The 12,380-nt window shown below is 72.5% G+C and carries 6 protein-coding genes; 2 read left to right on the forward strand and 4 right to left on the reverse strand.

Features of this window, described 5'->3' with window-relative positions; genetic code table 11:
* Positions 1 to 195 precede the first annotated feature (195 nt).
* The 4 genes from ABIA35_RS13215 to mshB form a co-directional block, all read right to left on the reverse strand.
* Positions 196 to 1,290: a glycosyltransferase gene (locus ABIA35_RS13215; protein WP_370336980.1), complete on the reverse strand. Its 1,095-nt coding sequence runs from the start codon at positions 1,288 to 1,290 to the stop codon at positions 196 to 198.
* A gap of 483 nt (positions 1,291 to 1,773) precedes the next feature.
* Positions 1,774 to 5,805, reverse strand: coding sequence for a VanW family protein (locus ABIA35_RS13220; RefSeq protein ID WP_370358055.1), 4,032 nt, complete (start codon positions 5,803 to 5,805; stop codon positions 1,774 to 1,776).
* Between the two features lie 278 nt (positions 5,806 to 6,083).
* Positions 6,084 to 6,656 (reverse strand): hypothetical protein, encoded by a 573-nt coding sequence (locus tag ABIA35_RS13225; RefSeq protein WP_370336976.1) that lies wholly within the window; start codon positions 6,654 to 6,656, stop codon positions 6,084 to 6,086.
* Entirely contained in the window at positions 6,656 to 7,675 is a 1,020-nt protein-coding gene (gene mshB / locus ABIA35_RS13230) for an N-acetyl-1-D-myo-inositol-2-amino-2-deoxy-alpha-D-glucopyranoside deacetylase (protein WP_370336974.1), read from the reverse strand. The genes ABIA35_RS13225 and mshB overlap by 1 nt, the downstream gene beginning before the upstream one ends.
* 74 nt (positions 7,676 to 7,749) lie before the next feature.
* On the opposite strand from mshB, the gene ABIA35_RS13235 reads away from it, so the two are divergent.
* Both ABIA35_RS13235 and ABIA35_RS13240 read left to right on the forward strand, forming a co-directional pair.
* The gene (locus tag ABIA35_RS13235; protein ID WP_370358056.1) at positions 7,750 to 9,897 is read left to right on the forward strand and encodes a prolyl oligopeptidase family serine peptidase; all 2,148 of its coding nucleotides are present in this window, start codon (positions 7,750 to 7,752) and stop codon (positions 9,895 to 9,897) included.
* Positions 9,898 to 10,050: 153 nt separating this feature from the next.
* A complete protein-coding gene (locus ABIA35_RS13240; RefSeq protein ID WP_370358057.1) occupies positions 10,051 to 12,309 on the forward strand; it encodes a WD40 repeat domain-containing serine/threonine protein kinase in 2,259 nt (752 codons plus the stop codon).
* Positions 12,310 to 12,380 lie beyond the last annotated feature (71 nt).

Here is a 12,380-nt window from a genome sequence, read left to right on the forward strand (position 1 = left end):
CTCAGTGGTCCCCAGTGTCCTTCAGAAGGTGTGGCCGGCTGTGCGGCGATTTCCCGTGCGAGACCAATGACATCACCGCGACCTGGGCCGCAGCCATGGTGAAAGCTCGTGAAAACCGCATGACAGCTGTCATGGGCGCCGCTGTGAAAACCTCATGGGGCGCCCGGGACGATCCGCACCGGGCGCCCGCGCCACCTAACCGGCCAGCACCGATCTGTACAACTCGCTGACATGCGCGGCCTGCTCGGTGACCCCGTAGCGCTCCAGCGCCCCCGGCGGCGCCGAGCGGTCCACCGGTTTCAGCTCCGCCGCGCACCGCAGTGCGGCCACGAACGCGTCGGGGCGCGAGGGCACCCGCGCCGCCCGGTCCCCCAGGCCCGGCAGGCCGTCCAAAGCCGGGGAGTCGGAGTAGACCGCCGGCAGCCCGCAGGCCACGGCCTCCAGCGGCGCCAGCCCGAAGGTCTCCGACGGCGAGGGCGAGGCGAACACGTCCATCGCCGAGAGCAGGTCCTTGATCTCCAGCATGCCGCCGCCGACGTCGCCGGTGAAGTGCACCCGGCCCGGCATCAGCTCGGCGGCCAGCCGCTGCAGGCGGGCCCGGTCCGGGCCGGCGCCGACGATCAGCGCGATCGCGCCGTCGATCCGGCCGGCGGCCTCGATGAGCACCTCGAAGTGCTTGTCCGGGTCCAGCCGGCCGACCCCGCCTATCACGAAGGCGTCGTTGTCGATGCCCAGGATCTTGCGGACGAGGGTGCGCGCGTTCGGGTCGAAGCGGAACTCGCGGATGTCGATGCCGTTCTCGATCACCTCCACCCGGTCGATCCGCCAGGCCCGCAGGTAGTCCGCGACGGCCTGCGAGACCGCTATCGTCACCCGGCCCATGCGCTCGGAGGCCCGGTACATGGCGCGCACGCCGACCCGGTCCTTCGGCTTGCCCTCGATGAGCTCGCGGCCCAGCGAGTGCTCGGTGGCCACGATGGCCCGGACCCCGGCCATGCGCGCGGCCAGCCGGCCGTACAGGTGGGCCCGGTACAGGTGGGTGTGCACGAGGTCGAAGCCGCCGTCCCGGATCAGGCTCACCAGGTGCATCAGCGAGGCCATGTCGCGGTTGGACGGCATGCGCAGGTCGTGCACCCGGAACCCGTCGGCCCGGATCCGCTCCCCGACGCGGCCGCCCTCGGTCAGGCACGCCACCTCGCACTCCTCGGGCAGGTGCTGGAGCAGCGTGGCCAGCTGGCGTTCGGCGCCGCCGGAGGCCAGGCCGGTGATGACGTGCAGGATTTTGGTCATACGGGGCCGCCTTCCTTGCCCCGCGCGCCGGAACGCGGGCGGACGGCCGGCCACGGGCCTGCGCCGTCGCGGGCGCCGGCGCGGGGACGGGCCGTGGGGTGAGGTCCGGGCCGGCCCCGGACCGGGAGTGGAGACACCCGCGGCGGAATCAGAGGTTTGATCCGAGGATGGGCGGCGATATCGGATAGGACCCCCCGAAGACCGTGCGCGCGCACGGCAATGTTCGCCCCTGCCATCGGTTCCCCCCGGATCCCACGCTTGTCTGCGCTGCGGAATCCGCCGTAGGCCGTCCCCATAGGCGGATCCTAAGAGGCCTCATTTGTGTTGACAACGGCACCGGAGGGCGACTGGTTCAACTCCGTCCGGTGTTAGGCCCATGTCAACCGTTTCCGGTTCAGGGTCGATCAGCGGGCGATCAAAAACTGATCGCCCGCCGAGTGGGGATCGCCGTCGTGAAACGGCGTCGCAAAGAATTGAGAAACCTCAGTGATGCGACGACGGTCCACCCAGCAGACCGCCCAACAGCGATCCGTCAGATCCCGAGGTGGCGGTGCCGTCGGGCGACCCGGAGCCGGCACCGCCGCCCGGCGTCCCGGTCCCGGTCCCGGTCGGCGTGTTCGGGCTACTAGTAGTGGCGCCCTGCGTTCCGGTGGGAGGGTACGGCGAGGACGTCGCCCCGCCGGCCGGTGACCCCGAGGGGACGCCTCCCGTCCCGCCATCGGCCGCCTGGCCGTTGGCCGCTCCGGCCTGGCCGCAGACGACCTTGTCCTGCGCGGCGTACGAGCTGTGGAAGACCTCGCGGACCGGGTCCTGCCCGGCCTTGATCAGGGTGCGCGTGACGTCGACCTGGAAGCCGGGCACGCCGTCATCGGCGACACAGGACAATGCCGAGGCCGAGGAGTACGTGGTCTTCGGCTGCACCAGCGCGTAGTGCGGCGAGGTCTCGGTCTGCACCGAGTCGTACGCCTTCTGCCCCAGCACCGCGACGGTCACCGCGTTGTCGGTGGAGCTGGTCCAGAGGTAGATCGGAGCGCCGGAATCGTTCTGGAACTTCAGATCCACGTCCGGATACGACACCGCGGCCTCCATCCCCGGCGGGAAATGGTCGGTCACGGTGGCGTGCGGATGGTGCTCCACATCCTTGAGCCCGGCCAGATACTCGGCGTTGAACAGCGCGGTGGCGACCATCGAGGTGCCGGCACCGGCGTCCTGCGCCGAGATGGCCGCGCCGGCCGAGCCGGACTGGCCCGAGGCCGGGACGAAGCCGTTGGCGGCGGTCCGCGCGCCGAGCACCTGGTTCAGGCTGAACACCTGGCCCGGCTGCAGGATCTGGCCGCGCACCAGATCCGCCGCGTGCTTGACGTTGGCGGTGCGCTGCGTGGCGGCGCTGAAGGGCGCGGTGTACAGGCCCATCACATCGCGGATCCCGAGTGCCTGCGCGGCTTCCGTGCCCAGCGCCGGGGGCAGCGGACCGATCGGAACGGTCGCCACGCGCTGCGCCGAGGAGGTCTTCGTCAGCACCGGCAGCACGGCGTTCTGGATCGCCTGGGGCGCGTAGCCCACGCCGTTCTTGCCCGGCGCCAGCACCGGCTGGCCGCCGGAGACGGTGAAGCCAGCGTCGGTCGGCGGCTGCTCCAGCTTGGCCAGCGCTTCGTGGTCGAGCTCGGCGCGGATCCCGGCGCCGTCGAGCTTGGGCGCCAGACCGCCGTGGCCGTCCGGCTCGATCGCCAAATGTCGCCCCAGGATCGCGGGCTTCAGAACGGTGCGCATGCTGCCGGTGATCAGGGTCACCGAGCCGGACATCGCCGGGCGCGCGAAGTCCTGCATGGCCTGCGCGACGGCCGCCGGGGTGACGGTCGGCTGGACGTTCTGGACCGTCAGGGCGACCGGCGCGACGGGGAAGGCGCCGGCGGACGTCGATGCCGGGGCGTCCGCCGGGACCGGGACGCCGGCCCCGGCGGGCGCGGGTGCCGGCGAGGGAACCATGGCCGGCGCCGGAGTCTGGCCCGAGGCCGAATCGGACGGGACCGGCGTGGAAGGCGACGTGGCCGTCGGAGCCGAAGCCGTGCTCGCGCTGTCGCCGGGGGAATCCGTCGCGGAGGGCGCCGACGAAGGTGTCGACGAAGGTGTCGCAGAGGGCTGTTTCGTGCGCGCCCCGGTCGAGTGATGTGTGGGAGACAGCGCGGGTTTCGCCGGCGCGACCGCATGGGCGGCCGGAGCCGTCGGTAGGACCCCGGGGGTCCCCATCGCCGCCAGGTGCACCGCGGCGACCCCGTCGTCGAACGCCGAGACCACGGCGTCCGCCGCCGCGTCGACATCGATCGTCCGGCCCGGCCGCGGCGCGATCGGCGTCGGCACGCCGCCGGGGAAGATGACGCTCCCGTCCACCATCGGCTTGTCGAAACCGGCGGTGAGCTTGGTCAGCGCGGCCGTCAGCGCGGCGCGGTCCACGCTCACCCGCAACGACACCTGGCGGCCGGTCCCGGCCAGCGCCGGGATGGCGACCGCCGGATCGGTGCGGCCGGCTACGGCCGCGGCGACCGTGCCGGCGTAGTCGATGTGCAGGCCGGACGTGTCCGGCGGAAGCTGGAACGTGGTGCCGTCGGCGGTCAGCCGGATCGGCGCGTTCAGCGTCGGGGCGAGCGCCGCCGACAGCTTGGCCGCGGCCGCGGTACGCGACATGCCGCCGATGTCGACGCCGTCCACGACCGTGCCGTTGGGCACCTGGCCCTGGAAGGCGAGGGCGGCGCCGTACAGCGTGCCGAACGCCAGCGTGACCGCCAGCCCGGACACCAGCGCCGCCCGGCCGCGCCGGCTCCCGCGCCGGGACCGGTGGTGGTCGGGGTGGTGGTCGGACCAGTGCGCGGTCGACAGGATCTTGGTGTCGTCGGCACCGTCGTGGTCTCTCGAACGAGAGCCGGAACCGGAGCCCGAGCCGAAGCCAGCGCGGCCGGCCGCGCGCGCCGGGGCGGGCACCGTGCCGGTCCGCGGGGCGGTGCGGGGCGGCACCGCGGCGGCCGGAGTGGCCGGTGGCGTCCGTGGCGTCGGTGCCGTTGGTGACGTTGGTGACCTTGGTGACCTGGGTGGCGTCGGCGCCATGGGCACGGCCGACGCAGCCCGTGCTGCCGACGCTGCCTGCGCTGCCTGCGCTGCCGGTGCGGCCTGCGAAGGCATCGCAGTGCCCGCTGTCCCCCGCGGCGCCGGAGCGGTCCGCGGCGGCGGCACCGGCCGGGTGATCGGCGGCGCGGTACGCCGGAAGTCCGACGCCTGGATCGCGGCAGCCCCCATCGGCACCAGCGACTCGGTCGACGGGTCGTAGAACGAGGACTCGCCGGACGAGTCGTGGAAGATGCCGCCGAGGTAGCGCATCCCGACCGGGCTGCGACGCGCGGCGTCGTAGCCGGGAACCTGTGTGGGCACGCCGTAGCGGCCGGCGGGCGGTGTGCTCGGGCCGTACTGGCCGGGCACCGGCGGGGGCTGCGAAGCCTCGGCTCCGGCGGGATAGCCGCCCTGCGCGGGCACTGTGGGCACCCCGGGCACCCCGGGCACTCCGGCCACGCCGGGCACGCCGCCGCCCGGAACACTGCCCGCGCGCTGCGCCTCCAGGTCGCGCCCGATGGCGTCGAAGTCCCCGAAGAACTGCTCGACGGTGTCCGACAGCTGGTCCGCCTCGGCCCGGCTGGCCAGGTCCGGCGGCACCGACGCGGTGAGCCGCGCCGAGCGCTGGACGGTCCGCACGCCGCCGAACGCGGCACCGGGCATCGGCACGACCATCGTCGCGGTGGTCAGCGCCAGCACGTCGCCGGGCAGCGCGGTCGCCTTCGCCGGGCTCACCCGGTGCAGCATCTGCGAGGCCTCGACGACCTCCTCGATCGGGGCGTCGCCGCGCAACGTGGTCGACGGCACCGGCGGGCTCTCCGGCAGCTTGATCCGCAGCAGCGCGCTGGCCTGCTCGGCGGGCACCACGCGCAGCGGCCCCTCGGTCGGCCCCCATTGCGGATCCCCGCCCGGGGCCGTGGCCGCACCGCCGCTGAAGGCGTTCGGCCCGGGGTGCGAGAAGCCGCCCGGAGCCGGGGTCTCGGCCGCGTCGGCGGGCCCGGCGAAGCGCTGCGCCGGGAATTCGCCGGAACTGCTCAGCGCGTCGGCGCCGCCCCCGAAGCCGGACATGAGGCCGGTCCCGTAGTCGCCGCCGGCGCCGTAGTCGAGGCCGCGGTCGAGGCCGTGATAGACGCTGTAGTCGAGGCCGAGGCCGCGCGGGTCGCCGGGCGCCGGCTCGCCCCCCACCGCGGCGTAACCGCCCCCGGAGTCCCCCAGCGGATCGGCGTTCTGGCCGTAGCCCTGCGCGGGGTCACGGAACTGCGACGCGTCGTGGAACCCGGTGGAGCCGGGGCCGTACGCGGGCTGGGCCGCCGGCGGCACCTCGTCGCGGAACAGCGGCGCGCCGCCGAACCCGAAGTCGGGCTGCCGCTCGGGGTCGGTGTCGTCTGCCTGGCGTCGGGGAAACTCGTCGTTCAAAATCGGTCGCCTCTGTCAAGGTCGGTCGCGCAGGGCCATCGGGCAGTGCCTACTAGCTGTGCCATTTAGCAGTGCGCCACCGGCCACCGAGAGTATTGCTCCGATCACAGTACTGTGATCTGCGGTGGTCACAGAGGCGTACGGGTGACATTGCCACGGCCATACGGCGCTGACCCGCCGGAATCCGGCGCGGCTTCACTCGATCGAGCGAGGTTGATTCCGCCTTAAGTCCGCTTGAGAAATGACCGGATCTGGGCGGTTTTGTTACCGGGCAGCGCTCAGCGCGAGCGGCTCACGGTCTTAGTGGAGAGCCGATCGGCCAGCTGCCACTGGAAGACCAGCACGCCGACCCCGAAGGCGATGACAACGCCCCCATAAACGAAGATCTGCGCCGAGGACGTGTTCGCCAGGATCACGTCGCCCGAGGTGCCGACGCCGAACATCAGCGTGGCGACCACCACCAGCCAGCCGCCGGCGGCGATACCGACCGCCCGCGGTGCGCGCAGCAGCGACCCGCCGACCAGAAGAAGCGCTGTGAGCAGCACCAGGCCGATCACGGACCCGAAGGGGAACGCGAAGCCCGCCGAGCCGCCGCCGACGGCAGATGCCGGGTCGCCGGCATCCAACAACCGCGGACCGGAACCGCCGACGCGGATCGTGTAGCCCTGGATCATCGAGCCGATCAGCCCGACCACGACACCGGCCCCGCCGAGCCCGGACATCAGCAGGACGCGCCCGCGCGGGGACTCGGTGCCGAGCAGTGCCGCCGCCACCAGACCCACCAGGCCGACCAGACCGGCCAGCACCACGACCACCGACACGCCGACCTCCGCTGCGCCCGAAACGTCCATCAGTCCTGGGAGGCCCCGTCGGCGCCGATCCCGTCGGCGATCCCGCCGGTGTGAGCATCGCCATCGGCATCGCCATGGCCATCGGCGATCCCGAGGCCGGCGAACAGGTCCTTCTCCATCTGGGCGTCCGACCGCTCCGCGACACCCTTCACCAGCTGGTAGTACTCGTGCGCCATGAACTCCATGCCGATCGCGTTCGACAGCGCGAAGAAGCCCTGCTCCATCGAGATCTGCGTGGGGTAGGCGCGCATGCCCTCGCGCTTGTTCTCCATGTAGGCGCTGCCGTCGACCGTGGTGGTCACCAGCGAGTCGTCGGTCCCGAAGGGCAGGTCGTCCACCGAGTCCACGGCCAAGAAGCCCGTCTCCCCGGACTCGCGCACCGCGCGGATCCCGTCGGCGAGCACCGACTTGGGCACCGCGGTCCAGTAGATCTTCGCGATCTCCCAGGCCGGGCCGTGCTCGGGCGCGAAGGCCGGGTCGGCGGCCAGTTCCGCGCCGCGCATCGCGACCCTGTGCGCCTGGATGTGGTCCGGGTGGCCGTAGCCGCCGTTCTCGTCATAGGTGACCAGCACCTGCGGCCGGATCTCGCGGACCACCTTCACCAGGTGCGCGGCGGCCTCGTCGAGGTCGGCGTGCCAGAACGAGCGCGGCTTGTCGTTGGCCGGCGTCCCCATCATCCCGGAGTCCCGGTAGCGGCCCACGCCGCCGAGGAACCGGTGGTCGGCCACGCCGAGCGCGGTCATCGCGTTCGCCAGCTCGACGACCCGCACGTCGGCCAGGCGGTCCTCGCGGTCGGCGGCCAGGTGCGCCAGCTCCGGCACCAGGATCTCGCCCTCCTCGCCCGCGGTGCAGGTGACCAGCGTGACGTGCACGCCCTCGGCGGCGTAACCGGCCATCGTCGCGCCGGTGCCGATCACTTCGTCGTCCGGATGGGCATGGACGAGGAGCAGCCGCCGGGCGGCCGTGGGGCTCGCCGGGGACACGGCTGCCTCCGGCTGCGTGGTCGTGTTCGCGGTCATAGGGCAAGGGTACGCACTCTTCCCCGCCACTCCCGGAACGTTCACGTGACAGCCGGGCCGAATAGCATGACGGCATGGCTGACATCTCCTTTCCGCGGCACTCGGCCCGGACCCAGCGCTTCACCCTCGGCGTGCCGCGGGCGTTCAGCATCGCCCCGGACGGCGCCCGGATCGCGTTCCTGCGCGGCAAGCACGGCACCGACACCGCGACGTGCCTGTGGGTCCTGGACCCGGCCACCGGCGAGGAGCGGCTGGTGGCGGACCCGGTCGCGCTGCTGGGCGGCGCGGGCGAAGAGCTGACCGAGGAGGAGAAGGCCCGCCGCGAGCGGTCGCGGCAGGGCGCGGCCGGCATCGTCGGCTTCGCGGTGGACGCCGAGGTCCGGCACGCGGCGTTCTCGCTGTCCGGCCGGCTTTTTGTGGCCGACCTCACGACCTCCGACGCCGCTCAGGCGGTGCGTGCCCTGGAAACCCCGGCCGGCGTCGCCGACCCGCGGCCGAACCCGGCCGGCACGCATGTGGCGTACGTCGCCGCCGGCGCGATGCGCGTGATCGGCATCGACGGCTCCGGCGACCGCGCGCTGGCCGAGCCGGAGACGGACACGGTCACCTACGGTCTGGCCGAGTTCATCGCGGCCGAGGAGATGGACCGCTTCCGCGGCTACTGGTGGGCCCCGGAGGGCGACCGGCTGTTCGCCGAGCGCGCCGACGAAGCGCCGATCCAGACCTGGTTCATCGCCGACCCGGCGAACCCCGGCAAGGAGCCGGCGGCGGTGCGCTACCCGGCCGCCGGGACGAACAACGCCTCGGTCTCCGGCGTCGTGCTGGGCCTGGACGGCTCGCGAGTGGACGTGGCGTGGGAAGAGGCCTCGCCGTACCTCACGACGGTCCACTGGTCGGCCGGCGGGGACCCGGTGCTCGGCCTGATGAACCGCGGCCAGACCCGCATCACCTATGCGCTGCTCGACCCGGACACCGGCATGGTGACCATGCACAGCGAGGAGTCCGACCCGCGCTGGGTGGACATCGTCTCCGGAACCCCGGCCTGGATTTCGGGCGCCGAGGACGGCGATGAAGAGCCGACGTCCGCGCTGGTCACGGTCGGGGCGCGCGAGGGCGCGAACCGCGTCCTGCTCGACGGCGAACCGCTGACCCCGCCGTCGCTCCAGGTGCGCGCGGTGCTGTCCGTCGGCGAGCACGGCGTCCAGTTCACGGCCAGCGCCGACGACCCGGCCGAGGTGCACGTGTTCCTCGCCTCGCGCGACGGCGTCGTCCGTCAGCTCACTGAGACCTTCGGCGTCCACTCCGCGGCCTTCGGCGCGGACCTGGCGGTGGTCAGCTCGACCTCGTTCTCCGAGCCCGGCACGACGGCCCGCGTGGTGCGCCTGGACGAGGACGGCGACGCCAAGGACCTGTGCCCGGTCCGCAACGTCGCAGACACCCCGGATCTGAAGCTCAACGCGACCATGGTCCGGCTCGGCGAGCGGGGTCTGCGCGGCGTGCTGGTCCTGCCGACCGGCCATGTGCCGGGCACGAAGCTGCCGGTGCTGATGGACCCCTACGGCGGCCCGCACGCGCAGCGCGCGCTGGCCGCGCACAACATGCACCTGGCCTCGCAGTGGCTGGCCGACCAGGGCTTCGCGGTGCTGGTCGTGGACGGCCGCGGCACGCCGGGCCGGGGCCCGGAGTGGGACCGCGCGATCTACCGCGACTTCGCCGGCCCGGTGGTGCAGGACCAGGTCGACGCCGTGCAGGCGGCGGGCGCCCAGAACCCCGACCTGGACCTGGCGCGCGTGGCGATCCGCGGCTGGTCCTTCGGCGGCTACCTGTCGGCGCTGGCCGCGCTGCGCCGCCCGGACGTGTTCCACGCCGCCGTCGTCGGCGCCCCGGTCACCGACCAGCGCCTGTACGACACCTGCTACACCGAGCGCTACCTGGGCCACCCGGACGCCGAGCCGGACGTCTACCGCCGCAACTCCGTGGTGGACGGCACCGAGCCGAGCGGCTGGGCGGAGCAGCACCGGCCGCTGATGCTGATCCACGGACTGGCCGACGACAACGTGGTGGTCGCGCACACCCTGCGGCTGTCCTCGGCGCTGCTGGCCGAGGGCCGGCCGCACGAGACGCTGCTGCTGTCCGGGGTCACACACATGACCCCGCAGGAGGTCGTCGCGGAGAACCTGCTGTTGCTGCAGGTCGACTTCCTGAAGCGCTCCCTGGGTTAGTCCTGGGTCAGTCCTGGGTCAGTCCTTGTTAGTCCCTAGGGGGTAAACCCCGCCGCGCCGCACCGGGAATGGAACGACCGGTGCGGCGCGCCCGTGCCCTCGATACTCTGGCCGCCACACTGTTCGGGCAGGTGAACCAGGGGGCTGGCAGCGATGGCAGAGGTGGTACTCGACGGCCGGTACCGGCTGGTCCGGCTGCTCGGCCGGGGCGGCATGGGCGAGGTCTGGCGCGCCCACGACGCCCGCATCGGCCGCGATGTCGCGGTGAAGATCGTCACCGCCGGCGGCCTGACCGGCGAGGCGCTGGCCCGCTTCGACCGCGAGGCGCGCATCATCGGCAACCTGTCCGGACCCTCGATCGTGACGGTCCACGACTACGGGCACGACGAATACGCCGGCGAGACCGTGCCCTACCTGGTCATGGAACTCGTCGCCGGCCGCACCATCGCCGACCGGATCCGCACGGACGGCCCCACGTCCCCCCGGACGGCGCTGGACTGGGCCGTCCAGATCTGCGAGGCGCTGACTGTCGCCCACACGGCGAAGGTGATCCACCGGGACATCAAGCCGAGCAACGTGATGGTGAGCGACGCCGGCGCGGTCAAGGTCCTGGACTTCGGCATCGCCCGCTTCGTCGGCGACCTGCAGACCGGCACGGACCTGACCGCGACCGGCATGGTCGTCGGCAGCGCCGAGTACATGTCCCCGGAACAGGCCCAGGGCGGCGCCCTCGACGCCCGCTCCGACCTGTACTCCCTGGGCTGCCTGCTCCACTTCGCCCTGACCGGCCGCGGCCCCTTCGAGGCCGACACGCCGCTGAGCGTGGCGCTGCTCCACGTGTCGCGCACGCCGGAGGCGCCGAGCCGCTATCGGCAAGGCATTCCGGCCGCGGTGGACGACTTGGTGCTGACGTTGTTGGCCAAGGATCCGCAGGACCGGCCGGGGAGCGCTCTGACGGTCGGCCAATGGATCAGGAACCTGCTTTTACGGGATGAGGACCCGGCGACGGTCAAGCTCGCCAACGAGACGGCCGGCGACACGAGACCGCTGCCGACAACCGCTCCGATACCGCCGGTACCGATGCCCGCGCCGGTACCGGCACCGATGCCCGCACCTACTCCGGCTCCGGCTCCGGCTCCGGCTCCGACTCCGACTCCCACACCGGCAACGACACTGGCAACGACACCGATACCGATGCCCATGCCGGTACCGATGCCGACAACCACCCCGCTCGCCGCGCTCCCGAAGGAGAACCACTCCCGCCGCTGGTTCCTCTCGGGCGCGGCGGCGGTCGCGGTGGGAGGAGCGGCCGTCGGCACCTGGCTGGCGGTGGACAAGGGCTCGGGCTCAGGCTCGGGCTCAGGATTGGGCGCGAACTCGGGCGCGGGCTCGTCCTCCGGGCCCGCCGCCGCACCGCAAATCGCTTCCAGCACCCCGAATTCGCCGACCTCCAGCACCTCGAAGCCCGCCGCGGCTCCCACCGATCCGACGCAGGTCGCCAGGGTGGCCGAGCAGAAGTCGGTGAACCATGTGGCCTTCAGCCCCGACAGCAAGATCCTCGTCAGCGCCACGCAGGACAACACGGCCCGGCTGTACGACGTGTCCGATCCGGCGAAGCCCTCGCCGCTCGGCGTCTGCACCCACCACACCGCGATGGTCTTCGACGTCGCGGTCAGCCCCGACGGCCGGACGCTGGCCACCAGCTCCTACGACCAGACCATCGGGCTGTGGGACATCCAGGATCCGAGCTCGCCGCGGCTGCTGAACCAGGTGCAGTTCGGGTCGCGGCTCTCCGGCGTGTGCTTCAGTCCGGACGGCACGACCGTGGCGGTCGGACTGTGGAGCGGCAAGGTCCAGCTGATCGACGTCCGGCGGCTGACCGGGACTCTGCAGCAGTGGACGGTGGCCGCGCACAGCACCCTCGCCTACAGCGTGGCGTTCAGCCCGGACGGCAAGACCCTGGCGAGCGGATCGTTCGACAAGACGGCCAAGCTGTGGGACGTCCGGAACCCGGCCGCGGCACAGCTGCTCGGCACCGCCGCCGGCCACACCGACCGGGTCTTCGACATCGCCTTCCACCCCGATGGCGACGTCCTCGCCACCGGATCGGGCGACCACTCGCTGATCCTCTTCGACGTCTCGAACCCCGCGGCCCCCACAGTGCTCACCAAGATCGCCGAACCCGACGAGGCGACCGGGGTGGCCTTCAGCCCGGACGGCCGACTGATCGCCAACGGCGGCGGCGCGAGCACGGTGGTGCGGCTGTACGACCTGACCACACCGGCCGCACCGCGCGCCCTCGCCCCGCTGACCGGCCACACCGGCTACGCACTCGGAGTCGCCTTCAGTCCGGACGGAAAGCTCCTGGCATGCGCCGACCAGGACAACAGCGTCCTGGTATGGCGGTTCTGAAACAGCTGTCCCCCATTCACCCCAGGACAGGCAACCTGTCCGGTCGACTCGACGTCTAATGGCCGTAGTCA

It is taken from the genome of Catenulispora sp. MAP12-49, assembly GCF_041262705.1.
Lineage (GTDB): Bacteria > Actinomycetota > Actinomycetes > Streptomycetales > Catenulisporaceae > Catenulispora.

What these genes read in the sequence shown, in the direction of transcription:
- mshB (WP_370336974.1), bottom strand. Translation starts at nt 7,675, where the DNA reads ATGACCGCGAACACGACCACGCAGCCGGAGGCAGCCGTGTCCCCGGCG.
- ABIA35_RS13240 (WP_370358057.1), top strand. Translation starts at nt 10,051, where the DNA reads ATGGCAGAGGTGGTACTCGACGGCCGGTACCGGCTGGTCCGGCTGCTC.
- ABIA35_RS13215 (WP_370336980.1), bottom strand. Translation starts at nt 1,290, where the DNA reads ATGACCAAAATCCTGCACGTCATCACCGGCCTGGCCTCCGGCGGCGCC.
- ABIA35_RS13225 (WP_370336976.1), bottom strand. Translation starts at nt 6,656, where the DNA reads ATGGACGTTTCGGGCGCAGCGGAGGTCGGCGTGTCGGTGGTCGTGGTG.
- ABIA35_RS13235 (WP_370358056.1), top strand. Translation starts at nt 7,750, where the DNA reads ATGGCTGACATCTCCTTTCCGCGGCACTCGGCCCGGACCCAGCGCTTC.